This window comes from Paracoccus sp. Z118, from assembly GCF_019061185.1.
Lineage (GTDB): Bacteria > Pseudomonadota > Alphaproteobacteria > Rhodobacterales > Rhodobacteraceae > Paracoccus.
In genome coordinates this window covers 163,265-189,868 of sequence record NZ_JAHQZU010000006.1, presented here as the reverse complement: position 1 = coordinate 189,868, position 26,604 = coordinate 163,265, and the positions used below count along the sequence as shown (strand labels likewise).

Genomic DNA, 26,604 nt, shown 5'->3' with positions numbered 1-26,604 from the left:
GTCCGGTCGCGCACAGCCGCCCCCGCCCGGCATGACCCGCCCCATGACCCGCGCGGCGGCACCGCGCTGGACGCTCCCGCATCGTCCTTGCGCGGAACCCCCCACTTCTCTGGCCGTTCCGCCCTAAGGCAAGCGGGGAACGGCAGATGAGCGTCGCGCAGATCAAGGTCGATGACCATGAACCGCCCGACCTTCCGGCAAAGGCGCGGGAAAGCTACGGCGACGCGCTGGGCTTGGGTGCGGCAAAGACGCTGGTGCGCGGGTTTCTTGCGGGGGTATCCTCGGGCACAGGCGGCTTGCTGGCCAACTGATCTGGTCCACCCGCGGAAACATCGGCGGCGGCGGGGGCATCGCCCGGTGCTTCTGGTTCGCCTACGAGCGCGACTAGCGGCTCAGCTTTTCTCCGGCATATGGCGCAACTCGGCGCGGCGGCGGCGGCGCACTTCGCGCAGATGCGACATATGGGCGGCGTTGGGACCGGGCGGGGGCAGGTCCAGAACCGCCTGCCGCAGCCGGGCGATCCCCTCTTCGGAGTTCTTGGGCAGCGTCGCCGGGTCGATCGCGCTGCCCACCGTGATGCGGTAGGTGTGGCCCGCCTTGTTCAGCACCTCGTTGAACAGGGTCACGTCGCGCAGCGTCGGGTGGATCGCGTCCAGCAGGTAGAACAGCGCCGAGTTGCGCGCCCGCACATGCAGCGGGATGACCGGCGCCCCGAACTTGCGGGCGATCATCACCGCGGATGCCATCCACGGCCGCTCGTGCAGCGTCAGCCCGCGCCGCTTGGCCAGCCGCCCCGACGGGAAGATCAGCCCGATCCGCCCCTGACCCAGCGCGGCGCGGGTGTAGTCCATCGTCGCCTTGGTCTTGGCGTGGCTGCGCTTTTCGACCCGCCATTCGACCGGGGCGATCAGCTCCTCGGTCTGGGGCAGGACGCGGATCATGTCGTGGTTGGCGTAGATGAACAGATCGTCGCGGACCGCCGAGACCACCGCATGCAGCACGATCCCGTCGGCGATGCCGGTCGGATGGTTCGACACGATCAGCGCCGGGCCGGTCGCGGGGATATTCTCCAGCCCGTCGATGCGCAGGTCGCGCACGATCAGCGCCGAGATGCGGCGCATGATCTCTTCGGTGGGCAGGTCGCGGCACTCGGTCGCCAGATCCATCGTGCGCGGATAGCGCAGCAGGCGCATCATCAGCGCCTTGGCGAGCGTGTGATGGGGCTTGCCGGAAAAAAACCACGGCGCCCGCTCCTCGATCAGCGGATCGAGGCGTTGCTGCATCTCCACGCGGGCCGGCAGCCGCGCCGCGTGATCATCTGGCGAGTGGTCCATCATCGTCCGTCAATTATCGCCCTGCGTGAAAGCGGCTGCAAGGCGGGTCAGGCGCCTGCGGCGAGAATGCGCGTGACCATCTCGGAACTGTTGCGGGACAGCCCCGGAAGCGCCGCCAGCCGCGACAGCGCCGCACGGGCACGTTCGCGGCGCTGCGCGTCGAAGCGGGCCCAGGTCTCGAAGACCGACAGCATCCGCGCCGCCGTCTGCGGGTTTGCCGGATCGAGGCGGATCAGCCAGTCCACGACGAAGCCGTAGCCCGACCCGTCCGCCGCATGGAACGCCGCGTGATTGGCCGCAAAACCGCCGATGAGCGAGCGGAAGCGGTTGGGGTTCGTCCACTCGAAATCCGGGCGTTCCGCCAACCCGCGGGCGATTTCGATCGCCTTTTCAGGCGGGGCGGCCTGGACCTGCACCATGAACCACTTGTCCATGACGAGGCGGTTGGCCCCGAAACGCGCCTCCATCTCGGCCAGTGCGCCGTCCGCGCGTCCTGCGCGGACGAGGTCCGCCAGCGCGCCCATCTTCTCGGTCATGTTGCCGGCGCTGTCCCACAGGCTCTGCGCCCGCGCGCCGCCGTCCAGCCGCGACAGCAGCGCCAGCGCGGCGAGCCGCAGGCTGCGGGCGCCGGCCTGACCGGCGTCCGGCTCATAGGGCGCCGCGACGTCCATCTCGGCATAAATCTGCTCAAGCACGCCCTTGTGTCGGGCCGCGAGTTCCGCCGCCAGCGCCTCGCGGGCCTTGTGGATGGAATCGGGGTCGGGCACGCCGCCCTGCGCGGCGATCTCGGTGGCGATGGCGTCCTCGGACGGCAGGCGCAGGATCAGCGCGATGAAGGCCGGGTCGAGGCCCGCGTCGGCCAGCAGCCCGCCCAGCGAATGGCTGAAAGCGGGGTCGGACTCGCCGCCCGTTGTTTTTGCCACCAGCGAGTCCATCGCGAGGTCGTGCCCCGCCTCCCAGCGGGCGAAGGGGTCCGTGTCGTGGGCCAGCAGCACCGCGCGTTCGGCCCGGCCGATCTGCCGCTCGACCGTCACCGGAGCCGAGAAACCGCGCAGCAGCGAGGCGACGGGCCGTGCGCCGAGGCCGTCGAAGCTCCATTCCTGCTCGGCTTCCGTCATCTCCAGCACCTGCGTCGGCAGCACCTCGTCGCCGTTCTGCGAGATGAGCCCGAGGGCGATCGGGATCACGCGCGGCGGCTTGTCGGGCTGGCCGGGCGTCGGGCGGGTCGATTGCGAAAAGCGCAGCGCCAGGCGGCCCGCCGCCTCGTCCCACTCCTCGACCAGCTTCAGCCGCGGGGTGCCGGCGTCGGTATACCAGCGCTTGAACTGCGTCAGGTCGCGGCCGGTCGTGTCCTCGAACACCTTGAGCCAGTCCTCGATCGTGCAGGCCTGCCCGTCATGACGGTCGAAATAGAGATCGAGCGCCGCCTTGTAGTTGCCGTCTCCGACGAGACGCTTGAGCATCCCGATGACCTCGGCGCCCTTTTCATAGACGGTGGCGGTGTAGAAATTGTTGATTTCCTCGTAGTGGTCGGGCCGGGGCGGGTGCGCGAGGGGCCCCGCATCCTCGCGGAACTGCCGGGCGCGCAGCGTCACCACGTCCTCGATCCGCTTCACCGCCGCCGAGCGCACGTCCGACGTGAACTGCTGGTCGCGGAAGACCGTCAGCCCTTCCTTCAGGCAGAGCTGGAACCAGTCGCGGCAGGTGATGCGGTTGCCGGTCCAGTTGTGGAAATACTCATGCGCGATCACCGCCTCGATCCGCTCGTAATCCGTATCGGTGGCGGTTTCCGGTGAGGCGAGCACCAGCTTGGAGTTGAAGATGTTCAGCCCCTTGTTCTCCATCGCGCCCATGTTGAAATCGTCCACGGCGACGATGTTGAACACGTCCAGATCGTATTCGCGGCCATAGACGCGCTCGTCCCAGGCCATCGACTTCTTCAGCGCCTCCATGGCGAACCCCGCGCGGGGCAGGTCGCCGGGGCGCACCCAGACGTTCAGCGCGACCTCGCGCCCGGTCATGGTGGTGAACCGGTCCTCCAGCGCCTCCAGATCGCCCGCGACGAGGGCGAAAAGGTAGCTGGGCTTGGGCCAGGGATCGTGCCACTCGACCAGCCCCGGCTCGGCTGCGTCGGGGTTTCCGTTCGACAGCAGCACCGGCAGATCCGAGCGGATCTGGACGCGGAACGGCGCCATCACGTCGGGCCGGTCGGGATACCAGGTGATGTGGCGGAAACCTTCGGCCTCGCACTGGGTGCAGAAGATGCCGCCGGACAGATACAGCCCCTCCAGCGCGGTGTTCCGCTCGGGGTGGATTTCGACGGTGGTGGAAAGGGTGAAGCGGCGGTGCGGCAGCGCATCGGCCGAGATGGTCAGCGTCTCGCCGTCCATGGTGATGGCGTCCGGCGGGGGCTCGACCCCGTCGATGGCGATGTCGAGGGTCCGCAGGCCGGCCCCGTCCAGCACCAGATCCGCCCCGCGCCCGTGCGGCAGGAAGTTCAGTTCCGCCTCGACGCGGGTGCCGAGCGGCGCGATGTCGAAGCGCAGCCGGGTTTCCGTCAGGGCGAAGGGATAAGGCCGCCAGTCGGCCAGTCGGCGGGTTGTTGCCATCGGAAGCACTCCCGGAAAAAATGTGGCACAAGCGGAACTTGTGGTTTCACGATGTGTTAAGCGCAGGATAGCCGGCTCGCAAGCCGGTGCCCGCGCGGTTGGCCGCCGGACACCAGTTCTCAGGCCGCGCACGTCGCAATTTGATTTTCGAGGAGTGCTGTCATGGCCAACTACGATCCGAACGACCCCCGCCGCACCGACGCGGACCGCACCACCGACCCGGCCGGCCGCAACACGGTCGTGACCGAGACCTATGTCGAGCCGGTCGAGAAGAAGTCCTCGCCCTGGCCGCTCATCATCGGCATCCTGCTGGCGCTCGCTCTGGCCTGGTGGCTGCTGTCCACCTTCATGGGCAATGACGATGTCGTCGTCGAAGATGCGGCCACCACGACCACCACCACCGATGTGCCGGTCGTGACCACGACCGAATCGACCACCGTGGCCGATCCGGCGACCACCGACACGCCCGGCACCGCCGTGAACGAGACCACCGCGACCACGATCGAACCGGTGACCGACGATGCCGCCGTGGTCGAAAGCACCACCGTCGAGACCGAGGCCGTGACCCCGCCGCTGGATGCCCCGGCTGCCGACACCGACGCGAACGTCACCACCACGACCGTTCCTGTCGAGCCGGCCGCGCCCGCCACCGCGAACTGAGCGCGGGTCCGCGATCGAACCGACGCCCTGACGGGCGGTCAGCATGACGCCGCAGCGCTGCCCGCGCTGCGGCTTTTTCCGTGCCGCGCCCGGCTGGCCCGCCCTTGATGCACACGGATTGCGGGCCCGTGCTGCAACACTTGCCGGGCCGCGCGCCGCGACGGCTTGTTTCCGGGTGGTGCGGCCTCTACAAAAATCCGTATTTCCGAAACGGGGGAGGCATGCCGGTGAAGATTGGCGCTTGGAAGGAAACGACCGAAGGTGAGGCGCGGGTCGCCGTCACCCCGTCGTCGGCCACGCATCTGCAGAAGCTGGGGCACGAGGTCTTCGTCCAATCGGGCGCCGGTGAACGCGCCGGTTTCTCGGACGCGCTCTATACGGGCGCCGGCGTCACCGTGCTGCCGACCGCCGAGGCGCTGGCGGCGGCGGTCGATACGGTCGTGAAGGTCCGCCCCCCGACCGAGGCGGAGCTTGAGCTGCTGCGCCCCGACCAGACGATCATCTCGTTCTTCTATCCCGGCCAGAACGCGGATCTGCTGGAGCGTGCCCGCGCGCAGGGCGTCAACGCCATCGCCATGGACATGGTGCCGCGCATCTCCCGCGCGCAGAAGATGGACGCGCTGTCCTCGATGGCGAACATCGCGGGCTACCGCGCGGTGATCGAGGCGGCGAACAATTTCGGCCGTTTCTTCACCGGCCAGGTGACGGCGGCGGGCAAGGTGCCCCCGGCCAAGGTGCTGGTCGTCGGCGCGGGTGTGGCTGGCCTTGCCGCGATCGGCGCGGCCACGTCGCTTGGCGCCCAGGTCCATGCCTTCGACGTCCGCCCGGAAGTGGCCGAGCAGATCGAATCGATGGGGGCCGAGTTCGTCTTTCTCGACTTCCAGGACAGTCAGGACGGGGCGGAGACCGGCGGCTACGCCAAGCCCTCCAGCCCGGAATTCGCCGCCAAGCAGCTCGAGAAGTTCCGCGAGCTTGCGCCCGACATGGACATCGTCATCACCACGGCGCTGATCCCCGGACGGCCCGCGCCGAAGCTGTGGACCGCGGACATGGTGGCGGCGATGAAGCCCGGCAGCGTGGTCGTGGACCTTGCCGCGGAACGGGGCGGCAACTGCGACCTCACCGTGCCGGACGAGCGGGTGGTGACGGATAACGGCGTCATCGTCATCGGCTATACCGACTTCCCGTCGCGCATGGCGGCGCAGTCGTCCGAGCTTTACGGCAACAACATCCGCCACATGATCGCGGACCTGACGCCGGCCAAGGACGGCGTGGTCGTCCACAACATGGACGACGACGTGATCCGCGGCGCGACCGTGACCCACCGGGGCGAGATCACCTTCCCCCCGCCGCCGCCCAAGATCCAGGCCATCGCCGCAGCCAAGCCGAAGGAGCGGCCGCGCGAACTGACGGTCGAGGAGCGGCGCGCGAACGAACACGCCGCGTTCCGCAAGCAGACCCGCTCGCAGGTCGGGACGCTGGTGGTGGGCGCGGTGGTGATGCTGCTCATCGGGCTGTTCGCCCCGGCCTCGTTCCTGTCGCATTTCATCGTCTTCGTGCTGGCCTGCTTCGTCGGCTTCCAGGTGATCTGGAACGTCGCCCATTCGCTGCACACGCCGCTGATGGCCATCACCAACGCGATTTCGTCGATCGTGATCCTGGGCGCGCTGCTTCAGATCGGCTCGGGCTCGTTCTGGGTCGTGCTGCTGGCGGCGCTCGCGGTGCTGATGACCGCGATCAATATCTTCGGGGGCTTCCTGGTCACGCGCCGGATGCTCGCCATGTTCCAGAAGTCGTAAGGGGGCGTCGATGGAGACCACCGTGATCACCACCGCGCCCGCCGCGGTCCTTCCCGTCCTTCCCGTCCTGCCGGCTTATGCCTTCACCACGGCCACCTATGTCGTGTCGGCGGTGCTGTTCATCCTCGCGCTCGGCGGGCTGTCCGGCCAGGAAAGCGCCAAACGCGCCATCTGGTATGGCATCGTCGGCATGGCGCTTGCCGTGCTGGCGACGCTGTTCGGCCCCGGCTGGGGCAACTGGTGGCTGTCGGTCATCATGATCGCCATCGGCGCTGCCGTGGGCGTCGTGCTCGCCAAGCGGGTGCAGATGACCGAGATGCCGCAGCTCATCGCGGCGATGCACAGCCTCGTCGGCCTTGCCGCCGTGTTCATCGGCCTGAACGCGCAGATCGAACTGGGCCGCGTGATCCGCGCCCGCGCGAGCGAGGCGGTCGAGCCCTTCCACGGCTTCGCGCTGATGCTGGCCCACAAGACCCCGGCCGAGATCGCGATGCTCAAGATCGAGGTGGCGCTGGGGGTCTTCATCGGCGCGGTGACCTTCACCGGCTCGATCGTGGCCTATGGCAAGCTGGCCGGAAGGATCGACGGCAAACCGAAGAAGCTGAAGGGCGGCCACATGGTCAATCTCGGCGCGGCGCTGCTGTCGCTGCTGCTGATGATCCTCTACGTGACGGGCTGGGGCCCGGCGATGCTGTGGCTGCTGATCCTGCTGCTGATCGCGGGCTTCATCGGCTGGCATCTCATCATGGGCATCGGCGGGGCCGACATGCCGGTCGTGGTGTCGATGCTGAACAGCTATTCCGGTTGGGCCGCGGCGATGATCGGCTTCACCCTGTCGAACGACCTGCTGATCGTGACCGGCGCGCTGGTCGGCTCGTCCGGTGCGATCCTGTCCTACATCATGTGCCGCGCGATGAACCGAAGCTTCATCAGCGTGATCCTGGGCGGCTTCGGCGGCGAAGCGGGGCCGGCGATGGAGATCGAGGGCGAGCAGGTCGCCATCGACGCCGAGGGTGTGGCCGCCGCGCTGAACGACGCCGACAGCGTCGTCATCGTGCCGGGCTACGGCATGGCCGTGGCGCAGGCGCAGCAGTCGGTCAGCGAACTGACCCGCAAGCTGCGCGATGCCGGCAAGGAGGTGCGCTTCGCCATCCACCCGGTCGCCGGGCGCCTGCCGGGGCACATGAACGTGCTGCTGGCCGAGGCAAGGGTGCCTTACGACATCGTCATGGAAATGGACGAGATCAACGAGGATTTCCCCGACACGGATGTGGTGATCGTCATCGGCTCGAACGACATCGTGAACCCCGCCGCGCAGGAGGACCCGAACTCGCCCATCGCCGGGATGCCGGTGCTGGAGGTCTGGAAAGCCAAGAACGTCTTCGTCAGCAAGCGCGGTCAGGGCACCGGCTATTCGGGGATCGAGAACCCGCTCTTCTACAAGGAGAACACGCGGATGTTCTATGGCGACGCCAAGAAGTCGGTCGATGCGCTGCTGCCCATGATCGAGTGACGCATCTAGCGCATGGGACGAAAAAACCCCCGCTTCGGCGGGGGTTTTCTTTTGGGGGGCCGGATCGGGGGCCAGCTCCCGAACCCCCGGGATATTTGTGGACAGAAGATGCCTGGGGGCTTCGGCGGGGATCGTCAGGGATTGATGATGATCGGGGTGCCGTCGCGGACCATGGCGTAGATGTCCTCCATCTCGGCATCCGTCACGGCGATGCAGCCGGCGGTCCAGTCGCGGTTGTGGGGGGCGAGCACCTTGCCCTCCGGCCCCTGGCCGTGGATGAAGATGTCCCCGCCGGGATGCTTGCCCTGGCTCAGCGCGAAGGCCGCGTCCTGCGTGTTCGGGTAGGAGACGCCGATGGACAGGTGGTAGCGGCTCTCGGGATTGCGGCGGTCGATGTAGTAGAGCCCTTCCGGCGTCTTGCCGTCGCCCGAGTACTGCTTGTGCCCCACCGGCTCGTTGCCGAGGCCCACGTTATAGGCGGCGATGATCCTCGACCCGCTGAAGAACAGCATCTGGCGGGCGTTCTTGTTCACGACGACCTGGGTGACCGGCGGGCCGTCATAGGTCTTGAACTTGCTCGGCCCGCATGAGGCGACGATCGCCAGCATCAGCGCCGCCGCCGTCAGCTTGAATGTCTTGCGCATCTGTCCGCCTGTCCCGTTTTCCCCAGCTTGTGCCACACTGGTCCTGCGAGGCAACCGAGCCGCGGTTCACGAAAGGATGAGCGGGGCGGTGGCGCGCCCCTGCGATCGGTGGCAGACTGGCCGCCCACACCCGCGAAGGAGACGACCGATGAAGACCCTGATTGCCCTCTCTGCGCTGCTGGCGCTCGCCGCTTGCGGCGGCGTGCCGCTGATCCCCGGCATCTGAGCGGACCCATGGCGCGCGCGTTGAAGATGTATGGGCTGTCGCATTGCTCGACCTGCCAGAAGGCGCAGTCTGCGCTGGAAGAGGCGGGCTGGGAGATCGAGTTCCGCGACGTGAAGACCGACCCGCTGGACGAAGCCGGCTGGCAGGCGCTGCTGGACAAGTTCGGCGAGAAGCTGGTGAACCGCGCGAGCCTGACCTGGCGCGGCATGTCCGAGGAGGAGCGGGCCGCCGAGCCGGCGGCGATGCTGGCGGCGAAGCCATCGCTCATCAAGCGGCCGGCGATCGCTGCGGGGGATGAGCGGCTGCTGGGCTGGACGGCGAACGTCAAGCGGGCGCTGGACGTGCCGGTCTGAGCCTCAGCCGAGGTAACGGTCGCGGCGGTGGTTGACGGCGATCACGAGGTTCAGCGCCACCGCGCCGATGAACGACCACGCGACCGTCACCGGATCGCGCACCAGTAGCGCCAGCGCGAACAGCGCCGCGTCGAAGATCAGCTGCACCCAGCCGGCGCGGAAGCCCGTCGCGTCCTGCACATACAGCCCGACGATGCCGATGCCGCCAAGGCTTGCGCCATGGCGGAACAGCGCCAGCAGCGCGCTGCCTGTCATGCCGCCGGTCAGCAGCGCGCCGACCAGCGGATCGACATGGCCGAAGACCAGCCGTCCCGGCAACCACATGGTCAGGGCCGACAGCAGCGCCACGGCGATGAAGCTTTTCACGACGAAGGCGCGGCCGAAACGGCGATAGCCCAGCCAGTAGAAGGGCAGGTTGATGATGAAGAACACCGGCCCGAACGCCCAGCCGGTCGCGTAGGAGACCAGCACCGCCGCGCCCGCCGTCTGACCCGTGACGAAGCCCAGATGCGTCAGCAGCACGAGGCTCGCGGCGGCGACGAAGCTGCCATAGGCGAGGCCCTGCGCGTCCTCCCACGTCGAATGGGGCGGCGCGCGGCTGGGCAGGGGCAGCGGAATCGGGCCGGTGTCGGGGGGGAGGGCGCGTTCGGTCATGGCGAGCGCGAGTTAGCCGCGGCGATGCGGCCATGGCAAGCGCCGCCTCGCCCGACCTGACGCCTGGTATGGGCGGTGGTGCGTTCGCGCGGGCCGCCCAGGCCGATGCTCTCGCAGGATCAGCGGCTCACGCGTCGCCCTTCAGCACCCGTCCGAGCGTGTCGATCAGCTCATCGATCTGCGCTTCCGAAATGATGAGCGGCGGGGACAGGGCGATGATGTCGCCGGTCACGCGGATCAGGATGCCCGCCTCGAACGCCTTGACGAAGGCGTCCATACCGCGCTTGCCCGGCTGGCCGTCGATCGGCGCAAGCTCCACCGCGCCGATCAGGCCCATGTTGCGGATGTCCACCACATGCGGGTGATCGGCGAGGCCGTGCAGCGCGTCTTCCCAGTATGTCTCAAGCGAGGATGCGCGGGTGAGCAGCCCTTCCTCGGCATAGGTATCCAGCGTCGCGATGGCGGCGGCGGACGAGATCGGGTTGCCGGAATAGGTGTAGCCGTGGAACAGTTCGATCACATGCTCCGGCCCGTTCATGAAGGCGTCGTGGATGGCGGCGCTGGTCAGAACGGCGCCCATGGGGATCACGCCGTTGGTCAGGCCCTTGGCGCAGGTGATCATGTCCGGCACGACGCCGAAATGCTGCGCCGCGAAGGGCGAGCCGAGGCGGCCGAAGCCGGTGATGACCTCGTCGAAGATCAGCAGGATGCCATGCTTGCGGGTGATCTCGCGCAGCCGTTGCAGATAGCCTTTGGGCGGCAGCAGCACGCCGGTCGATCCGGCCATCGGTTCGACGATCACGGCGGCGATGGTTTCCGCGCCGTGCAGGGCGACCAGCCGCTCCAACTCGTCGGCCAGATGCGCGCCGTGTTCCGGCTGGCCGCGCGTCATGCGGTTTTCCGGCAGATGGGTGTGGGGCAGGTGGTCCACGCCGTTCAGCGCCGTGCCGAAGAAGCGGCGGTTGCTGACGATGCCGCCGACCGAAATGCCGCCGAAGCCGACGCCGTGATAGCCGCGCTCGCGTCCGATCAGCCGGGTCCGCTGCCCCTCACCGCGGGCGCGGTGATAGGCCAGCGCGATCTTCAGCGCCGTGTCCACCGCTTCCGAGCCGGAGTTGCAGTAGAACACATGCTCCATTTCTTCGGGCGCGATGTCCACGAGGCGGTTGGCAAGTTCGAACGCCGTGGGGTGACCAACCTGGAAGGCGGGGGCGTAGTCCAGCGTGCCCGCCATGTCCGAGATCGCCTCGGTGATGCGCGGGCGGCAATGGCCCGCGTTGCAGCACCACAGGCCCGCCGTCCCGTCGAGGATCTGCTGACCCTCGGCGGCGGTGTAGTGCATGTCCTTCGCCGAGACGAGCATCCGCGGCTGCGCCTTGAACTGGCGGTTTGCCGTGAAGGGCATCCAGAACGCGCGCAGGTCGTTCGGGGCGGGCTTGCGGTCCAGGGGCATGGCGGTCCTCAAATCGGCGGGTCTGAGGGACGCTAGCAGCCGCAGGCCGCCAGTCAAGCCGGACGGCCCCGCCCCATCAAACCCCTTGCGAGAATCGCCGCGCGGGCGCAGACAACGCGGGTTCAGCAGGCGAGGCCGCCGCATCATGTCCGAGCTTTCGTCCGCCGGGGCCGACCCCCGGCGTTCGCCGGATCAGCCGACATTCCATCCCGATCCGCACCCGAAGACCACCCGCGCGGCGCTGGTGGTCTCGTGTCTCGGGGTCGTCTATGGCGATATCGGCACCTCGCCGCTCTATGCGCTGCGCGAGGGGCTGGTCCACGCGCATGAGCATCACATGGTGGAAACCGCCGTGATCGGGATCGTGTCGCTGCTGTTCTGGACGGTCTTCCTGATCGTGACGACCAAGTATGTCGTCCTGATCCTGCGGGCCGACAACAATGGCGAGGGCGGGACGCTGTCGCTGGTCGCCAAGGCGCAGGGGGCGCTGCACCGGCGGACATGGTGGCTGTATCTGACCGGGATCGTCGGCGTTTCGCTGTTCTTCGGCGATTCCATGATCACCCCCGCCATGTCGGTGCTGTCGGCGGTCGAGGGGATGACGCTGGTCGTTCCCGGCTTTCAGGGCTGGGTGGTGCCGGTCACGCTGCTGATCGTGATCGCGCTGTTCTGGGTGCAGCGGAGCGGGACCGAGGCGGTCTCGCGCCTGTTCGGGCCGGTCATGCTGGCGTGGTTCGCGGCGATGGCGGTGCTTGGCGCCTCGCACATGCTGGACGATGCGCGGATCATGCAGGCGCTGAACCCGTTGCGGGCGGCGGGGTTCGTGGCAGGAAACGGCTTCGGGGCGCTGCCGGTCATGGGGTCGGTGTTTCTCGCCGTGACGGGGGCCGAGGCGCTTTACGCCGACATGGGCCATTTCGGGAAGCGGCCGGTCCGCATCTCGTGGCTCGCCGTCGTCTTTCCGGCGCTGACGCTGAGCTATCTGGGGCAGGGGGCGATGGTGCTGTCGCACCCCGAGACGGCGGCGAACCCGTTCTTCCTGATGGCGCCTGCGTGGTTCACGCTGCCGCTGGTGCTTCTGGCGACGGCCGCGACGGTGATCGCCAGCCAGTCGGTCATTTCGGGCGCGTTCTCGGTCGCGGCGCAGGCGGTGCAGCTCGGCCTGCTGCCGCGGCTGGAGATCCGGCACACCTCCGACACGCAGCGGGGGCAGATCTACCTGCCGCGGGTCAACATCATCCTGATGGCGGGGGTCTGCGCGCTGGTGCTGTCCTTCGGCTCCTCGGCCCGGCTCGCCAGCGCCTATGGCATCGCGGTGACGGGCGACATGGTCATCACCTCGATCCTCGCCATCATCGTCTTCCGCCATGCCTGGCGCTGGCCGCTGGTGCTGGGGATCATGCTGCCGATCCTCGGGCTGGAGCTGGTGTTCTTCCTCGCCAACATCCTCAAGGTGCTGGACGGCGGCTGGGTGCCGCTGCTGTTTGCGTCCGTCGTGGTGACGTTCATGGTCACATGGGTGCGCGGCACCACGCTGCTGCAAAGGCGGCTGACGGGCGACTCGGTGGCGATGCAGCTTGTCGCGGACAGGCTGACGGCCAGCCCGCCGGTGATCGTGCCGGGCACGGCCGTCTTTCTGACCGCCGACCCGATGACCGCGCCGCCCGCGCTGATGCACAACCTCAAGCACAACCGCGTGCTGCACGACCGGAACTTCATCGTCACGGTCGAGGTCCAGACGACGCCGCGCGTGCCCGCCGGGGAACGCCTGCGGATCGAGACGATCGGCCCCCGCTTCTGGCGCGTCTGGCTGCGCTTCGGCTATATGGAGCAGCCCAACGTGCCCCGCGCGCTGGCGGGCGCGAAGGAATACGGGCACAGCTTCGACGTCATGGCGACCTCGTTCTTCCTCAACCGCCGCTCGCTGCGGGTGGGCAAGGGGCGGCTGATGCCGCTCTGGGCGGCGCGGCTTTATGCGGGGCTTTACCGGCAGGCGTCCGAGCCGACGAACTTCTACCGCCTGCCGACGAACCGGGTGGTCGAGCTGGGGCAGCAGATCAATATCTGACCGCGCGGCGGAACCCTTGGCCGCACAAGGGCGCTGTCCCGGTGTTCGCAGCGAAAGGAGCCCGCCATGAAGATCGTCACGGGAAAGGACCGCCCCGCGAAGCCCGGCAATCCGCAATGGTTCACCGGCGACGTGAGGATCGAGGCCCTGATCGACGCGCCGGATCCCGCGCGCGTCGCGGCAAGCAGCGTCACCTTCCAGCCCGGCGCGCGGACCGCGTGGCACACCCATCCGCTGGGGCAGACCCTGGTCGTGCTGACCGGACGGGGCCGGGCTCAGCTTGCCGGCCAGCCGGTGCAGGAGATCGGGCCGGGCGACGTGGTGTGGATCGAGCCGGGCGAGCGCCACTGGCACGGGGCCGCGCCCGACAGCGCCATGACCCACATCGCCATTCAGGAAAAGCAGGACGGCAGCGCCGCCGAGTGGTTCGAGCCGGTGTCCGAGGCCGACTACGGCAGCTGACGGTCAGACCAGCGCGACGACCTTCTTGCGCCGCCAGACCAGCAGGTAATACGCGCCCTGACCGATCATCAGCGCACCGAAGCCGCCGACATAGCCCCACCAGATCCCCTGCAGGCCGATCAGCCGCGACATCAGCACCGCCAGCGGCAGTTCGACCAGCAGGACCGACGCGACCGCGATCACCATCGGCGGGATCACCGTGCCGGATGAGCGCATGATGCCCGAGAAGATCGACCCGGCCCCGAACAGCAGCGCCGACCAGCTGACGATATGCAGCAGGTGCTGGGCCAGATCGACCACCTCGGGGTCCGAGATGAACAGCGCCACCAGCGGGCGCGAGAACAGGTAGATCAGCGCGACCAGCCCTCCGGTCAGCGCGAGGTTCATCACCATCGCCGTCCGCAGCACGGCGTCGAGCCGGTCGGCCCTGCCCGCCCCGATCGCCTGCGCCCCGAAGATCGAGGCGGCGATGGCGATGGAGAGCGCGGGAAACTGCGCGTAGTTCTGCACCTGGCTGACCGCGCCATAGGCGGCGGTGGAATCCGATCCGAAGCTGTTGACCAGTCCGATGATGACCAGCCCCGCCATCGAGCCCACCACAAGCTGCAACCCGGTTGGCAGGCCGATCCGCAGCACGGTCTTGAGCAGCTTCGGGTCGGGGATCATCTGCGACAGCAGGACCCTGTTTGGCGCGAGGGGATGCCCCACCATCCGCAGCCACACGCCCAGAACCAGCAGCCCCGCGAACTGCGCGGTCCCGGTCGAGATCGCGGCGGCGGCGACCCCCATGTCCAGTTGCCGCACCATCAGCACCGTCAACCCTGCCGAGACCACGGTCACGACGATCTGCACCAGCAGCGGCCGGATCGAATCGCCGATCCCGCGCAGCAGCGCCGCGACGGCGATGAAGGGGAACAGGAACGGCATCGTCAGGAACGAGGCGCGGGCATAGGCGGTCGCGTTCTCCATGATGTCCGGCGGCGTTCCCAGCAGGCCGAGCAGCGCCGGGGTGCCGACATAGCCGACGCCACCGATCACCAGCCCGAGCGCGACCGTCACCCCCAGCGACGTGCCCGCGACGGCCTGCACCACGTCGTGCTTCTGCGCGCCCCAGGCCTGGCCGATCAGCACGCTGGACCCCGCCGTGATCCCGATCAGGAAGGAGATGAAGAAGAACGCCATCGGCATGAAGGTTGCCATCGACGCCAGCGCGCGGGTGCCCAGCATCTGCCCCACGACGATGCTGTTGATCGTCATGGTCAGCGATTGCAGGATATTCTGCGCGATTAGCGGCAGCAGGAAGATCAGGAAGCTGCGCCAGAGCGGGCCTGTATGCAGCTGGGGTCGGCGGGCCATCGGGCGCTCTCCTTCGCGGGCCGAGTCGCCCTCGGCAGGTCGGCGGACGCTAGTCCCGCGCGCCCGGCTGCGCAATCGGGCCCCGCTTCCGGCGCCGATAGGCCGCGATCGCCGCGTCGATGGAGGCCGTGAACGCCGCCTTGCCCGGCGGCGCCCAGCCGAAAGCGCGGGCGCGGGCCGAGGACATCAGCTTGGCCTGCATCCCCTCGGGCCGGGACAGATCGTGGATGAAGCGGCCCTGCCAGCCGGCGCGGTCCGCGACCATGCGGTAATAGTCGTTCACCGAGTGATCCACATCCGCGCCGACATTCAGCAGCCCCGGCAACTCGTCCAGACGCGGCAGCACCGACAGCATGAACCGCGCGAGATGCTCCACGTCCAGAAACTCGCGCCGCGCGTTGCCGGAGCCCCAGATCTCGACCTCGTCCCGCCCCTCGTCCTGCGCGTCCACGACCTTGGTCACGATGGCGGCGAGCAGATGCGAGGACGCGCTGCCGAAATGATCGCCCGTCCCGAACAGGTTGCAGGGCAGCAGCGTCCGATAGGCCCGGCCCGGAAATTGGCGCGAGATATAGTCGCAGAGCCGCGCGCCGGTGATCTTGGACAGCGCATAGCCCTCGTTCGTCGGCTCCAGCGGGGCGGCAAGGATATCCCCTTCGACCAGCGGCTGGCGGTGATCGCGCGGATACATGCAGGACGAGCCGAGAAAGACCAGCCGCGGCACGCCCGCCTCGTGCGCGCCCATGATGACGGCGTCGTTGAGGCGCAGGTTCTCGACCAGAAAGCCTGTCGGGTCGTCGATGTTCGCCTGTATCCCGCCGACCTTCGCCGCCGCGTGGATGACCGCATCGACCGGATTGTCCGCATACCAGCGCGCCACCGCCGCGCGATCCGTCAGCGGCAAATCGGCCCGCGCGGGGGCCAGCAGCGTCAGATCTGGGACCTCGGGTGCCAGCCACCGCAGCGCGCCGCCCAGCATCCCCGATCCGCCGGTCAGCAGGACGCGCATCAGTTCCTCGCGTAACGGTCTTCGTAGCGGATGATATCGTCCTCGCCCAGATAGATGCCGGTCTGCACTTCGATCAGCACCATCGGCACCTTGCCCGGATTCTCCATCCGGTGGACCGAGCCGAGCGGGATGTAGATCGACTGGTTCTCGGTCATCAGGGTGACGTGGTCGTCCACCGTGACCCGCGCGGTGCCGCTGACGACGATCCAGTGCTCGGACCGGTGGACATGGCTTTGCAGGCTCAGCGAGGCGCCGGGGTGGACGACGATGCGCTTGACCTGGAAACGCTCGGCCAGCACCAGCGTCTCGAACCAGCCCCAGGGGCGGTGGTCGCGGCGGAAGATCTCGGCCTGACGGCGCTTCTTCTCCTTCAGCGCGGCGACCGCGAGCCGCACGTCCTGCGCACGCTTCATGTCGGCCACCAGCACCGCGTCGCTGGTCGCCACCACCATCACGTCCTTCAGGCCGATGCCGACGATCTCCATATCCTCGCTGTCGGACCGCAGCAGCACGTTGTCGCAGTCGATCGCGGTCGAGTTCGCGTCGGTGACGGCGCCGCGAGGGGCGGGGGCAAGCGCCTGCTCCTCGCGCCAGATGGCGTCCCAGCCGCCGAGGTCGGACCAGTGATCCGTGAAGCGCACGACCGACAGGTTGTCCGTCTTCTCCATCACCGCATAGTCGATGGACTGGTCGCGCAGGCCCTGCCACGGCTCGGGCGCAAGCCGCAGGAAGCCCAGGTCGTGCTGCGCCTCGTCCAGCGCCTGCTGGACCGGCTGGAGGTATTCGGGGGCGTGACGCCGGAACGCCTCGATCATGTCGCGGGCGCAGAACAGGAAGATACCCGCGTTCCAGAGGAAATTGCCCTGCGCCAGCATGTTTTCGGCGCTGGCCTGATCGGGCTTTTCCACGAACCGTTCCAGATCGGCGGTCTGCGCGTCGGGATCGCCCGCGACCTGAAGATAGCCGTAGCCTGTCTCCGCCCGCGTCGGCTGGATGCCGAAGGTCACGATCCGGCCCGCCTTGGCCAGCGGGATTCCCGCCTCGACGGCGCGGCGGAAGGCGTCCGCGTCGGGGACGACGTGATCTGACGGCGCGACCAGCAGCAGCGCGTGGGGGTTGTCCTTCGCCACATGCAGGGCGGCCGCCAGCACCGCGGGGGCGGTGTTGCGGCCAACAGGCTCGATCAGGATCGCGGCGGGGTCGACGCCGATCTCGGCCAGCTGCTCGGTCACGATGAAGCGGAAATCCGAGTTGGTCAGCACCACCGGGGCGTCATAGCCTCGCCCCGACATCCGCCGGGCGGAGGCCTGGAACAGCGTCTCTTCCCCGATCAGGTTTGCAAACTGCTTGGGAAAGGACTTGCGCGACACCGGCCAGAGCCGTGTCCCCGACCCGCCCGCCAGCAGCACCGGCACCACGCTGCCTTCTGCATCAAGGTTCATTCCAGCACTCCATAGGCGCGGCGGGCGAGCCGTTCGGTTTCAAGCAGGCGCCGGTCCTCGGCCACCATCTCCGCCACCAGTTGCGGGAACGGCGTGGTCGGCGCCCATCCCAGCTTGTCGCGCGCCTTGGCGGCGTTTCCAAGCAGAAGCTCGACTTCGGTCGGGCGGAAATAGACGGGATCGACCTCGATCAGGCAGCGTTCGGTGTCCGCGACGAAGCCGCGCTCATCGATGCCCGTCCCCCGCCATTCCAGTTCGATCCCGGCCTCGGCGAAGGCCAGTTCGCAGAACTCGCGCACGCTGTGCGTCTCGCCGGTGGCCAGCACGAAATCGTCGGCCTCGTCATGCTGAAGGATGCGCCACATCCCCTCGACATAATCGCGCGCATGTCCCCAGTCGCGCCGCGCGTCGAGATTGCCCAGATACAGCCGGTCCTGCAGCCCCAGCGTGATCGCGGCCACCGCGCGGGTGATCTTGCGGGTGACGAAGGTCTCGCCCCGGATCGGGCTTTCGTGGTTGAAGAGGATGCCGTTCGACGCGAACATCCCGTAAGCCTCGCGGTAGTTCACGGTCATCCAGTAGGCATAGAGCTTGGCCGCCGCATAGGGGCTGCGCGGGCGGAAGGACGTCGTTTCCGACTGCGGCACCTCCTGCACCTGCCCGTAAAGCTCCGACGTGGAGGCCTGGTAGAAGCGCACGTCGCGTTCCATCCCAAGCAGACGGATGGCTTCCAGCAGCCGCACCGTGCCGATCGCGTCGGCATTGGCGGTGTATTCCGGCATCTCGAAGCTGACCTTGACGTGGCTTTGGGCGGCGAGGTTGTAGATCTCGTCCGGGCGGGTTTCAGCCACGGTGCGGATCAGCGCGGTCGAGTCCGTCATGTCGCCGTAATGCAGGTGGAACCGCGTGTTGCGATGCTCGTCGATCTGCAGATGGTCGATGCGGGCGGTGTTGAAGCTGGACGAGCGGCGCTTGATGCCGTGGACGACATAGCCCTTGGCCAGCAGCAGCTCGGCCAGATAGGCGCCGTCCTGGCCGGTGATCCCGGTGATGAGGGCGGTCCTGGTCATCCTGCCGTCCTTTCAGAACCGGTCCGCCACATCCTGCACGACCTCGCGCAGGCGGGCGATCTGCGGGGCGATGGGATAATGGTGGTTGCCGGTGAAGAGGCCGTTGCGGTCCACGTTCTCGGCAGCCTCGACGGTGCCGAAGACCGAGTGGTCCAGCTTCTCGATCACCGGGTTGGCGAGGAAGTTGCCGGTGACGATCGGTCGGCACTCGATGCCCGCCGCCTGCAACGCCGCGACCAGATCGGCGCGGCGTCCCTCCAGCCGGCCCCTGAGGATCATGGCGAAGCCGAACCACGAGGATTCGCCGGTCTCCTGCTGGATGTCGAGGAAGTCGAGCCCGCCGAACGCCTGCTGGAACAGCTGCCCGTTGGCGCGGCGCTCGGCGACGAAGCCCGGCAGTTTTTCAAGCTGCGGGATGCCGAGCGCGCCTTCCATTTCCAGCGGGCGCAGGTTGTAGCCGGGCAGGACGAAGCGGAACTGGCGCACGAAAGGATCGGGATCGCGCGGCAGGTGGGTGTCGTCGGGCAGATCGCGCGTCCAGCCGTGGGCGCGCATCGACAGCATCGTGTCGTAGAGCTTGCGGTCGTCCGTGACGACCATGCCGCCTTCCATCGTGCAGATATGATGCGAGAAGAAGGACGAGAACGTGCCGAAGAGGCCGAACGTCCCGGCCTGCTCGTCGCCGAAGCGGGCGCCCATCGATTCGCAGTTGTCCTCGGCCAGAACGATGCCGTGCCGGTCGCAGATGGCGCGCAGACGGTCGGCCTGAACCGGGTTGCCCAGCAGGTTCACCGCAAACACGGCGCGGGTGCGGGGGGTGATCGCCTGCTCCAGCTTGTCCAGATCGATGTTCAGCGTCGCCGGGTCGATATCGACGAAGCGCAGCGTCAGCCCGGTCTGGGTGACCGGGAAATAGGTCGTGGACCAGCTGACCGCGGGCACGATCACCTCGTCGCCCTGACGCCAGCCCAGGTCGGGGTGCCAGAAGGCCGAGGCGATGGCGAGCAGGTTGGCGGTCGAGCCGGAGGAGGTCATCACCGCGTAACGCTTGCCGAAATGACGGGCGAACGCCTCCTCAAAGGCGCGGACCTCGGGGCCCATCGTGTAGCGGCCCGACGCGATCACCCGCTGGAGCGCGGCGTGCTCCTGATCGTTCCAGGTCGTCGAGGCGAGGGGATAGAACATCGGCGCACCTGCATTCGGCGTTGCGCGATGTGCATAGCGGGCGGCGGCGGTGCTGGCCATGAGATTGGCGCGGAGCGGGCCGATTTCCGCGAGGTGACGGCTTCCTGCCACAGCTTGAGGTTGCGGGCCCGCCGTGTGCCTCGCGCCAGGCCGGCGGCTCTCGCCGGGCACATAGCCCGCAAAGCGACAAGGCCCGCCAGTGGCGGGCCCGGAGTCTCGGTCGCGGTCGGTCGTTTCGGCTCAGCCGCCCCAGGTGCGGACGGGGCCGCAATCCATGTGGACGAAGTTCGATTTGGAATACCGGCCCACGCCGCCCGCCTTGCAGGACGCCGCCGCCTGATACATCTGCGAGACCGAGCGCGATTTCAGCCGCAGGTCGGCGGCCTTGCCCGTCATGTGCAGCGAGTTGCGCGCCACGCCCGAGCTGCGCGAGCGCAGCATGGCGTTGGTGCGGGGCGAGCGGTAGCCCGACAGCATCATGTACGGCTCGTTGGTTTGCAGCAGCCGGTGCGAGGCGGCCGCCACGTCGATCATGCGCGGATCGACCCCGATCACTTCCCCCGTGCGCCAGTCGCGCATGAAGATGTTGATTTCGTTGAGCGAGTCCCGGATGTACTTGCCGTCCACCCAGTATACGGTGTCGATGGTTTCGCCGGTCCGGCCGGAATACATCCGAACGCGGCGATAATCGCCAGCCTTGCGAATGATCCCGAACGCGTTTGCCATCACCGGCGCTGCAGCGACGGACGTGGCTGCAAACACGCCAAGGATGCCGCGGCGCGAGAATTGGATGGTCATGTTCTGATCCGCCTGTCCTGCGTTCATTATTCGTGCCATCGAGTGGCGCGCCCGGTTTAGTCCGGACCTGTTAACAATATGTCACTGCCGCGCGATCAACGGAACCGATTCATTCCCAAACCCGCTTTTACCTGCCAACATCGGCAAAAAGTCGCCGACAACAAAACGGGCAGATGCACATGACCGAGCGTTTCCAGTCACTTGAGCGATACAGCCGTGCCGTGCAAATCAGCACAACCGAACCGTGCGGGCGTCTGGCGGCGCTCGCGGCATTGGTGCTTTTCGTGAACATCGGCCAGGGTGCGCTGGCCGCGCCGGCGCCCAAGCTTGACTTCACGGCCGATCAGTTCGCGTTGGCCGAATCCGTGGCGGGCTCGCCCGGCCTCGCGTCCTTCTACGGCGCGAACGGTCTTGCGCCGGTCTTTCTCGGCCCCGAAGCCGCGCCGCAGCGGCGGGCACTGATCGGGGTCGTCGCCCGCGCGCCCGAACACGGGCTGGCGCCCGCACGCTACCGGCCGGCCGAGCTGCGGCAAATCGACGAACGCGGCCCCTCCACCCGCGGGGACGAGATCGCCTTCGCCCAGAGTCTCGCCGCCTGGGTGCATGACGTCTCGGGCGGGCTGGTCGATCCGCGAAATGTGGACAGCGCCAATCACCGGACGGTCCAGCGCGCCGACCTCGATGCGGTGCTGACCGGGTTCATCGCCGCTGCCGATCCCGCCGCCGTGCTGCGCGGGGTGGAGCCGAGCGATCCGCGCTATCTCGCACTACAAGCGGCGCTGGCCGACCTCGCGAAGCTCAGCGCCCCGTCCACCGCCCCGAAGGTTCCCGCCGGACTCTACAAGCCCGGCGCGACCGGCCCGGCCGTCGCGGCCCTGCGGGAACGGCTCGCCTCCATCGGCTTTCCCGCGTCGGGGGGCGAGAGATATGACGAGGACCTGACCGACGCCGTCCGCGCGTTTCAGCAGCGCGCCGGCCTCAAGCCCGACGGCATCGCCGGCCCCCGCACCATCGAGCGGCTGAACGGGGGCGCGGGGGCGCGGGCGCGGGCTCTGATCCTGTCTCTCGAACGGATGCGCTGGCTGAACGGGCATGACCCGAACGCCCGGCAGGTCTGGGTGAACCTGCCCGAATATACCGCCGAGATCCGCGACGGCGGGCGCAGCGTGTTCGAGACGGGGGTGGTGATCGGCAAGACCGACGCCCACATGGAGACGCCCGAGTTCTCGGACATGATGGAACACATCGTCGTGAACCCCCGCTGGAACGTGCCGCGCTCGATGACCGTGCGGGATTACCTGCCGCGGCTTCAGGCCAACCGCCACGCCGTCGCCCATCTCGACGTGATCGACGGGCGGGGCAGGGTGGTGCCGCGCGATCAGGTCGATTTCAACCGCTACACCGCCGCCAGCTTCCCCTTTCGCCTCCAGCAGAAACCCGGCGACGACAATGCGCTGGGAGAGGTGAAGTTCATCTTCCCCAACCGCTGGAACATCTACCTGCATGACACGCCGACACGCGGGCTGTTCTCGCAGTCGCGGCGGGCATATTCGAACGGCTGCATCCGCATCCAGCGGCCGGTGGAACTGGCTCATGCGTTGCTGGAGGGACAGGTCAACGACCCGGCGGCGACCTATGCCCGCGCGCGGAACTCGGGGCGCGAGGCGTGGCTGGCGCTCGACCCGGACATTCCGGTGCATCTGGTGTATTTCACGACGCTACCGGATGACGACGGCATGATCCGCAGCTATCCCGACATCTACAACCGCGACGGCAAGCTCTGGCAGGCACTGCTCAAGGCCGGGCTGGAAAATGACGGCGGAGAAGGTTAACACGCCAGCGAAAGGAAGGCCGCATGACCCTGACCATGGCCGATCTGGCGCGCGCCCTCGATGCGCGCCTGTGGGGCGAGCCCTCGATCCGCGTGACCGGCGCCGCCGAGCCGGGCGAGGTGGAGCCTGTCGCGGACGGCGCGGGCCGCGTCGCGCTGGCGATGTCGCCGAAATACGCCGAGAACCTGCCGCCGGGCAGCATCGCGCTGCTGGCCGAAGGCGCCGATCCCGAAGCGTACGGGCTGCTGGCCGCGATCTTCGTCCCGCGCCCGCGGCTTGCGATGGCCGGGCTGACCCGCGCGCTGGACCGCGGGCCCGAGATGCCGCAGGGCATCCATCCCACGGCCATCATCGACCCATCGGCCGCCCTCGGACCCGAGCCGTCCGTCGGCCCCTATGTCGTGATCGGTCCCCGAGTGCGGATCGGCGCGCGGGCGCGGATCGCCTCGCATGTGTCGATCGGCGCGGACAGCGTCATCGGCGACGACGCGCTGATCCACGCGGGCGTCCGCATCGCCCACGGGGTGACGGCGGGCGACCGGCTGATCCTGCAGCACGGGGCGGCGATCGGCGGGGACGGGTTCTCGTTCGTCACGCCCGAGGAATCGGGGATCGAGCAGGTCCGCAAAACCCTGGGCGAACGGCAGGGTCCGACCGACCAGCACTGGGTCCGTATTCATTCGCTGGGCGGCGTGACGCTGGGGGACGATGTCGAGGTCGGCGCCAACTCGACCATCGACCGGGGCACCGTCCGCGCAACCTCGATCGGCTCGGGGACCAAGGTGGATAACCTGGTGCAGATCGGCCACAACACGCAGATCGGGCGCGACTGCCTGCTGTGTGGGATGTCCGGCGTGGCCGGGTCGGCGCGGATCGGCGACCGGGTCGTGCTGGCCGGGAAAGCGGCCGTCAACGACAACATCTTCGTCGGCGACGACGTGATCGCGGGCGGCGGCAGCGAGATCTTCACCAATGTTCCGGCCGGGCGCGTGATCCTGGGATCGCCCGCGGTCAGGATGGAAACCCAGATCGAGATCAACAAGGCAACCCGCCGTCTGCCGCGCCTGTTCGCTCAGGTCGCCGAGCTTCAGAAAACGGTTGCACGGCTGTTGGAAAAGGACTGAAACCGGAGCCCCGCATGTCCAAAGACGTCCACGACCGCATCATCGCCATCATCGCCGAACAGGCGATGCTGGACCCGTCAGAGGTCCGGCCCGACATGAGCCCCGCCGATCTGGGCATCGACAGCCTCGGCATGGTCGAGTCGATCTTCGCCATCGAGGAGGCGTTCGACATCTCGATCCCGTTTAACGCCAACGAGCCCGATCAATCGGATTTCGACGTCTCGACAGTCGGCTCGATCACGGCTGCGGTGGAAAAGCTTGTGGCTGACAGGGGATGAATCCGACAGGCTTGAAAGCGGAGGGTGCGACAGGCAGCGACGCGGCGGTGGATGACGCGCCCGCCACGCCGCTGGCGGCGCCCGTGCTGACGCCCGAGCCGCCGCGTTCGGGATTGCGGCGCGTGGTCGTCACCGGCTCGGGCACGGTGAATGCCCTCGGGCTGAACGTCCCCGACACGATGGCGGCCATGCGCGAAGGCCGTTGCGGGATCACCAGACTGGATTTCCGGGATGTCGAGCGGCTGACCGTGCAGATCGGCGCGCAGATCCACGATTGGGAGCCGGAGGCCCACTTCAACCGCCAGCAGATCCTCCTCTACGACAAGTTCACCCAGTTCAGCCTGCTCGCCGCCAAGGAGGCCGTCGCGCAATCCGGCCTCGCCTTCCATGGGGAACTCGGGCTCTGCTCGGGCGTCGTGCTGGGCACGGCCGGCGGCGGGCTGAACACCTGGGACGAAAATTACCGCGTCGTCTATGAGGAGGGGAAGAACCGCGTCCATCCGTTTGTCGTCCCCAAGCTGATGAACAACGCCGCCGCCAGCCATGTCAGCATGGAATTCGGCCTGCGCGGCCCCGCCTTCACCGTCGCCACGGCCTGCGCAAGCTCCAACCACGCGATGGGCCTTGCCTTCCAGATGATCCGTTCGGGCGGGGCCAAGGTCATGCTGACCGGCGGGTCCGAGGCGATGCTGTGCTTCGGCGGCGTCAAGGCGTGGGAAGGGCTGCGGGTCATGTCCAAGGACGCCTGCCGCCCGTTCAGCGCCAACCGCAACGGCATGGTGCAGGGCGAGGGGGCGGGCGTCTTCGTGTTCGAGGATTACGACCACGCTCGCGCCCGCGGCGCCGACATCTTGGCGGAAGTTGTGGGCTTCGCCATGTCCGCGGACGCGCAGGACATCGTCATGCCCTCAGCCCAGGGGGCGGAACGGGCGATCACCGGGGCGATGAAGGACGCGCGGCTCAACCCCGAAGAGGTCGGCTACATCAACGCCCACGGCACCGGCACCGCCGCCAACGACAAGACCGAATGCGCCGCAGTCGCCCATGCCTTCGGCCATCACGCCGACCGGCTGATGATCTCCTCGACCAAGTCCATGCACGGCCATGTCATCGGCGGCACCGGCGCGGTGGAGCTGCTCGCCTGCATCATGGCGCTGCGCGACGGCGTGATCGCGCCGACGATCGGCTATGAGGAGCCCGACCCCGAATGCGCGCTGGACGTGGTGCCGAATACCGCCCGCGAGGCAAAGGTGGACGCGGTGCTGTCCAACGCCTTCGCCTTTGGCGGCCTAAATGCGGTGCTGGCGCTGAAACGGGCGTGACCTGTGCCGCGTGGCGCGGCCGCATGGGTATTTGGACCAGAAAGAAGCCGCGGAAGTTGCGCCCCGGCCACCCCCGCCTTCCGGCAGGAACGGGATGTCTCACCCGATGACCGGGGCGACTTCTCTCTGGGCGGTCATCGGCTCCCCAGCCTGTACCGCGATTCGGAGACTGCACGGAAATCCTTGAGATCAGGTTAACGGACTTCTTTCTGGTTCAAATACCCATGCACCGGTGACGCAGGCGCAGTTGGGCATCTTTCAATCCCGGCGCGTTTCGCCTATTCCCGCTGCGATCAGACGAAGGAGCGGGTCATGGCGAAGATCACCTATATCGAATGGGACGGCGCCCGCCACGAGGTCGATGTCAAGCCCGGCATGACCGTCATGGAGGGCGCGCGCGACAACGGTATTCCCGGCATCGACGCCGATTGCGGCGGCGCCTGCGCCTGCTCGACCTGCCATGTCTATGTGGACCCGGCCTGGGTGGACAAGCTGCCGCCGCGCGATCCGATGGAAGAGGACATGCTGGACTTCGCCTACCAGCCCGACCCCGTCCGCTCGCGCCTGACCTGCCAGATCAAGGTGAAGCCGGAGCTCGACGGGCTGGTCGTGCAGATGCCCGAGAAGCAGATCTGAAAGCGGGCTCGGGCCGCCCAGGCAGCCGGCCGCGCGAAGCGTGACCGGCTGCCTCCTATTGCTGACGCGAAGTCCCGCAGCAGGCGGCCCCTTCCCGCCAGCCCGTCAGCATCATGTCCGCGAAGCCCTCCAGTGCCGTGTTCAGCATCGCGGGCCTGTCGAGGTCCGGGTCGTCCGGCAGCCACATGCGAAGCTGCCGGTCCACATAGAGGCGCGACAGGCCGTAGGAAAACGCGCGCACGATCAGCAGGAGTTCCGTGATGTCCGCGTCGGTGCGGACCTGACCGCGTTCGCGGGCGCGTTCCAGCATCGAACGGGCCAGTTCCTGCAGCGAACCGTGGTAACGCTGCAGCTCGGCGCTATCCACCACCTTCCCGACCGATGGGAGGTTCAGGATCGTGTAGTCGTCCCGGTTTTCGATCGCCCATTCCACCGAGGCCTTGCCCAGTTCGACGAGCTGATGGGCCGGATTGTCGCATCCGGCAGCGGCGCTCAGCCGCCGGGTCAGGTGATCCATCTGCCGGCGCAGGGCGCTTTCGGCAACCGCCTTCAGCACCGCGTCGGTGCCGGGCAGCAGGGCGCGGGCCGTTTCGGGATCGACGCCGGTTTCGGCAGCCAGGCTTTCGGGCTCGCAGCACGGAGGTTCGGGCGCGACCAGCCGGTGGCAAGCCGCGCGCAGAAGTAGCTCCATCGCTGATTCGCCGGGCTCCATCGCCATTCCCCCTCGGGTTGACATTGACTGTCGGCCCGCCGGGCCGACGGCGCAATCCCTCGAAA

At 68.0% G+C, this 26,604-nt stretch carries 24 protein-coding genes; 12 read left to right on the top strand and 12 right to left on the bottom strand.

All coding sequences use genetic code 11. The features are described 5' to 3' along the window. Nucleotides 1-146: 146 nt before the first annotated feature. Nucleotides 147-311 carry a hypothetical protein gene (locus tag KTN05_RS07380; protein ID WP_217328734.1) on the top strand — a complete coding sequence of 55 codons (165 nt, stop codon included), beginning with the start codon at nt 147-149 and terminating at the stop codon, nt 309-311. An 81-nt stretch (nt 312-392) separates the two neighbouring features. On the opposite strand, the gene KTN05_RS07375 is transcribed toward KTN05_RS07380, so the two are convergent. Together KTN05_RS07375 and pepN are read right to left on the bottom strand one after the other, a co-directional pair. Then, a complete protein-coding gene (locus KTN05_RS07375; RefSeq protein ID WP_254368045.1) occupies nt 393-1,334 on the bottom strand; it encodes a lysophospholipid acyltransferase family protein in 942 nt (313 codons plus the stop codon). 47 nt (nt 1,335-1,381) lie between these two features. Then, nucleotides 1,382-3,943 (bottom strand): aminopeptidase N, encoded by a 2,562-nt coding sequence (gene pepN, locus KTN05_RS07370; RefSeq protein WP_217328733.1) that lies wholly within the window; start codon nt 3,941-3,943, stop codon nt 1,382-1,384. Nucleotides 3,944-4,105: 162 nt separating this feature from the next. Here pepN and KTN05_RS07365 point away from each other — a divergent pair, with 162 nt between their 5' ends. The 3 genes from KTN05_RS07365 (at nt 4,106) to KTN05_RS07355 (ending at nt 7,915) form a co-directional block, all read left to right on the top strand. Beyond that, complete coding sequence (locus KTN05_RS07365; protein ID WP_217328732.1) at nt 4,106-4,603, top strand: hypothetical protein; 498 nt, start codon at nt 4,106-4,108, stop codon at nt 4,601-4,603. A 227-nt stretch (nt 4,604-4,830) separates the two neighbouring features. After that, on the top strand, nt 4,831-6,402 hold the full coding sequence (locus KTN05_RS07360; protein WP_217328784.1) for a Re/Si-specific NAD(P)(+) transhydrogenase subunit alpha: 1,572 nt from the start codon (nt 4,831-4,833) through the stop codon (nt 6,400-6,402). Between the two features lie 10 nt (nt 6,403-6,412). Then, nucleotides 6,413-7,915, top strand: a complete 1,503-nt coding sequence (locus tag KTN05_RS07355) for an NAD(P)(+) transhydrogenase (Re/Si-specific) subunit beta (RefSeq protein ID WP_217328731.1) — start codon at nt 6,413-6,415, stop codon at nt 7,913-7,915. Between the two features lie 134 nt (nt 7,916-8,049). On the opposite strand, the gene KTN05_RS07350 is transcribed toward KTN05_RS07355, so the two are convergent. Beyond that, nucleotides 8,050-8,559, bottom strand: a complete 510-nt coding sequence (locus tag KTN05_RS07350) for a murein L,D-transpeptidase family protein (RefSeq protein ID WP_217328730.1) — start codon at nt 8,557-8,559, stop codon at nt 8,050-8,052. Between the two features lie 234 nt (nt 8,560-8,793). On the opposite strand from KTN05_RS07350, the gene KTN05_RS07345 reads away from it, so the two are divergent. Next, entirely contained in the window at nt 8,794-9,138 is a 345-nt protein-coding gene (locus KTN05_RS07345) for an arsenate reductase family protein (protein ID WP_254368043.1), read from the top strand. Between the two features lie 3 nt (nt 9,139-9,141). Here KTN05_RS07345 and KTN05_RS07340 read toward each other — a convergent pair whose 3' ends face one another. Next, the gene (locus KTN05_RS07340; RefSeq protein WP_217328729.1) at nt 9,142-9,792 is read right to left on the bottom strand and encodes a YitT family protein; all 651 of its coding nucleotides are present in this window, start codon (nt 9,790-9,792) and stop codon (nt 9,142-9,144) included. A gap of 127 nt (nt 9,793-9,919) precedes the next feature. Beyond that, nucleotides 9,920-11,245 (bottom strand): aspartate aminotransferase family protein, encoded by a 1,326-nt coding sequence (locus tag KTN05_RS07335; protein WP_217328728.1) that lies wholly within the window; start codon nt 11,243-11,245, stop codon nt 9,920-9,922. 145 nt (nt 11,246-11,390) lie between these two features. Between KTN05_RS07335 and KTN05_RS07330 the strand changes: the two genes are divergently transcribed. Then, complete coding sequence (locus KTN05_RS07330; protein ID WP_217328727.1) at nt 11,391-13,313, top strand: potassium transporter Kup; 1,923 nt, start codon at nt 11,391-11,393, stop codon at nt 13,311-13,313. A 66-nt stretch (nt 13,314-13,379) separates the two neighbouring features. Beyond that, nucleotides 13,380-13,775, top strand: a complete 396-nt coding sequence (locus KTN05_RS07325) for a cupin domain-containing protein (RefSeq protein WP_217328726.1) — start codon at nt 13,380-13,382, stop codon at nt 13,773-13,775. 3 nt (nt 13,776-13,778) lie between these two features. Here KTN05_RS07325 and KTN05_RS07320 read toward each other — a convergent pair whose 3' ends face one another. The 6 genes from KTN05_RS07320 to KTN05_RS07295 all read right to left on the bottom strand — a co-directional run bounded on the left by KTN05_RS07320 (nt 13,779) and on the right by KTN05_RS07295 (nt 20,635). Continuing rightward, nucleotides 13,779-15,131 carry an MATE family efflux transporter gene (locus KTN05_RS07320; protein ID WP_217328725.1) on the bottom strand — a complete coding sequence of 451 codons (1,353 nt, stop codon included), beginning with the start codon at nt 15,129-15,131 and terminating at the stop codon, nt 13,779-13,781. A gap of 49 nt (nt 15,132-15,180) precedes the next feature. After that, the gene (locus KTN05_RS07315) at nt 15,181-16,140 is read right to left on the bottom strand and encodes an NAD-dependent epimerase/dehydratase family protein (protein WP_217328724.1); all 960 of its coding nucleotides are present in this window, start codon (nt 16,138-16,140) and stop codon (nt 15,181-15,183) included. Next, entirely contained in the window at nt 16,140-17,582 is a 1,443-nt protein-coding gene (locus tag KTN05_RS07310) for a mannose-1-phosphate guanylyltransferase/mannose-6-phosphate isomerase (RefSeq protein WP_217328723.1), read from the bottom strand. Before KTN05_RS07310 ends, KTN05_RS07315 begins: the two co-directional genes overlap by 1 nt. After that, nucleotides 17,579-18,652, bottom strand: coding sequence for a GDP-mannose 4,6-dehydratase (gene gmd / locus KTN05_RS07305; RefSeq protein ID WP_217328722.1), 1,074 nt, complete (start codon nt 18,650-18,652; stop codon nt 17,579-17,581). Before gmd ends, KTN05_RS07310 begins: the two co-directional genes overlap by 4 nt. Nucleotides 18,653-18,664: 12 nt before the next feature. Then, complete coding sequence (locus KTN05_RS07300; RefSeq protein ID WP_217328721.1) at nt 18,665-19,837, bottom strand: DegT/DnrJ/EryC1/StrS aminotransferase family protein; 1,173 nt, start codon at nt 19,835-19,837, stop codon at nt 18,665-18,667. 240 nt (nt 19,838-20,077) lie between these two features. After that, on the bottom strand, nt 20,078-20,635 hold the full coding sequence (locus KTN05_RS07295) for a DUF882 domain-containing protein (protein ID WP_217328720.1): 558 nt from the start codon (nt 20,633-20,635) through the stop codon (nt 20,078-20,080). A gap of 284 nt (nt 20,636-20,919) precedes the next feature. On the opposite strand from KTN05_RS07295, the gene KTN05_RS07290 reads away from it, so the two are divergent. The 5 genes from KTN05_RS07290 to KTN05_RS07270 all read left to right on the top strand — a co-directional run bounded on the left by KTN05_RS07290 (nt 20,920) and on the right by KTN05_RS07270 (nt 25,827). Then, nucleotides 20,920-22,467: a L,D-transpeptidase family protein gene (locus KTN05_RS07290; protein ID WP_217328719.1), complete on the top strand. Its 1,548-nt coding sequence runs from the start codon at nt 20,920-20,922 to the stop codon at nt 22,465-22,467. Nucleotides 22,468-22,490: 23 nt separating this feature from the next. Then, complete coding sequence (gene lpxD / locus KTN05_RS07285; RefSeq protein WP_217328718.1) at nt 22,491-23,591, top strand: UDP-3-O-(3-hydroxymyristoyl)glucosamine N-acyltransferase; 1,101 nt, start codon at nt 22,491-22,493, stop codon at nt 23,589-23,591. A 14-nt stretch (nt 23,592-23,605) separates the two neighbouring features. Beyond that, on the top strand, nt 23,606-23,869 hold the full coding sequence (locus KTN05_RS07280; RefSeq protein ID WP_217328717.1) for an acyl carrier protein: 264 nt from the start codon (nt 23,606-23,608) through the stop codon (nt 23,867-23,869). Nucleotides 23,870-23,982: 113 nt separating this feature from the next. Further along, complete coding sequence (locus KTN05_RS07275) at nt 23,983-25,191, top strand: beta-ketoacyl synthase (protein WP_217328782.1); 1,209 nt, start codon at nt 23,983-23,985, stop codon at nt 25,189-25,191. A 312-nt stretch (nt 25,192-25,503) separates the two neighbouring features. Further along, nucleotides 25,504-25,827 carry a 2Fe-2S iron-sulfur cluster-binding protein gene (locus tag KTN05_RS07270; protein WP_217328716.1) on the top strand — a complete coding sequence of 108 codons (324 nt, stop codon included), beginning with the start codon at nt 25,504-25,506 and terminating at the stop codon, nt 25,825-25,827. A 55-nt stretch (nt 25,828-25,882) separates the two neighbouring features. On the opposite strand, the gene KTN05_RS07265 is transcribed toward KTN05_RS07270, so the two are convergent. Next, nucleotides 25,883-26,518: a WHG domain-containing protein gene (locus KTN05_RS07265; RefSeq protein ID WP_217328715.1), complete on the bottom strand. Its 636-nt coding sequence runs from the start codon at nt 26,516-26,518 to the stop codon at nt 25,883-25,885. Nucleotides 26,519-26,604: the final 86 nt, after the last annotated feature.

Bases quoted from the DNA above. Each gene is read 5' to 3' on its own strand.
- KTN05_RS07310 (WP_217328723.1), bottom strand. From the start codon at position 17,582: ATGAACCTTGATGCAGAAGGCAGCGTGGTGCCGGTGCTGCTGGCGGGC.
- KTN05_RS07330 (WP_217328727.1), top strand. From the start codon at position 11,391: ATGTCCGAGCTTTCGTCCGCCGGGGCCGACCCCCGGCGTTCGCCGGAT.
- KTN05_RS07355 (WP_217328731.1), top strand. From the start codon at position 6,413: ATGGAGACCACCGTGATCACCACCGCGCCCGCCGCGGTCCTTCCCGTC.
- KTN05_RS07380 (WP_217328734.1), top strand. From the start codon at position 147: ATGAGCGTCGCGCAGATCAAGGTCGATGACCATGAACCGCCCGACCTT.
- KTN05_RS07350 (WP_217328730.1), bottom strand. From the start codon at position 8,559: ATGCGCAAGACATTCAAGCTGACGGCGGCGGCGCTGATGCTGGCGATC.
- KTN05_RS07300 (WP_217328721.1), bottom strand. From the start codon at position 19,837: ATGTTCTATCCCCTCGCCTCGACGACCTGGAACGATCAGGAGCACGCC.
- KTN05_RS07365 (WP_217328732.1), top strand. From the start codon at position 4,106: ATGGCCAACTACGATCCGAACGACCCCCGCCGCACCGACGCGGACCGC.
- KTN05_RS07320 (WP_217328725.1), bottom strand. From the start codon at position 15,131: ATGGCCCGCCGACCCCAGCTGCATACAGGCCCGCTCTGGCGCAGCTTC.
- pepN (WP_217328733.1), bottom strand. From the start codon at position 3,943: ATGGCAACAACCCGCCGACTGGCCGACTGGCGGCCTTATCCCTTCGCC.
- KTN05_RS07325 (WP_217328726.1), top strand. From the start codon at position 13,380: ATGAAGATCGTCACGGGAAAGGACCGCCCCGCGAAGCCCGGCAATCCG.
- KTN05_RS07280 (WP_217328717.1), top strand. From the start codon at position 23,606: ATGTCCAAAGACGTCCACGACCGCATCATCGCCATCATCGCCGAACAG.
- KTN05_RS07375 (WP_254368045.1), bottom strand. From the start codon at position 1,334: ATGGACCACTCGCCAGATGATCACGCGGCGCGGCTGCCGGCCCGCGTG.
- KTN05_RS07265 (WP_217328715.1), bottom strand. From the start codon at position 26,518: ATGGAGCTACTTCTGCGCGCGGCTTGCCACCGGCTGGTCGCGCCCGAA.
- KTN05_RS07345 (WP_254368043.1), top strand. From the start codon at position 8,794: ATGGCGCGCGCGTTGAAGATGTATGGGCTGTCGCATTGCTCGACCTGC.
- KTN05_RS07315 (WP_217328724.1), bottom strand. From the start codon at position 16,140: ATGCGCGTCCTGCTGACCGGCGGATCGGGGATGCTGGGCGGCGCGCTG.
- KTN05_RS07270 (WP_217328716.1), top strand. From the start codon at position 25,504: ATGGCGAAGATCACCTATATCGAATGGGACGGCGCCCGCCACGAGGTC.
- KTN05_RS07335 (WP_217328728.1), bottom strand. From the start codon at position 11,245: ATGCCCCTGGACCGCAAGCCCGCCCCGAACGACCTGCGCGCGTTCTGG.
- gmd (WP_217328722.1), bottom strand. From the start codon at position 18,652: ATGACCAGGACCGCCCTCATCACCGGGATCACCGGCCAGGACGGCGCC.
- lpxD (WP_217328718.1), top strand. From the start codon at position 22,491: ATGACCCTGACCATGGCCGATCTGGCGCGCGCCCTCGATGCGCGCCTG.
- KTN05_RS07295 (WP_217328720.1), bottom strand. From the start codon at position 20,635: ATGACCATCCAATTCTCGCGCCGCGGCATCCTTGGCGTGTTTGCAGCC.
- KTN05_RS07340 (WP_217328729.1), bottom strand. From the start codon at position 9,792: ATGACCGAACGCGCCCTCCCCCCCGACACCGGCCCGATTCCGCTGCCC.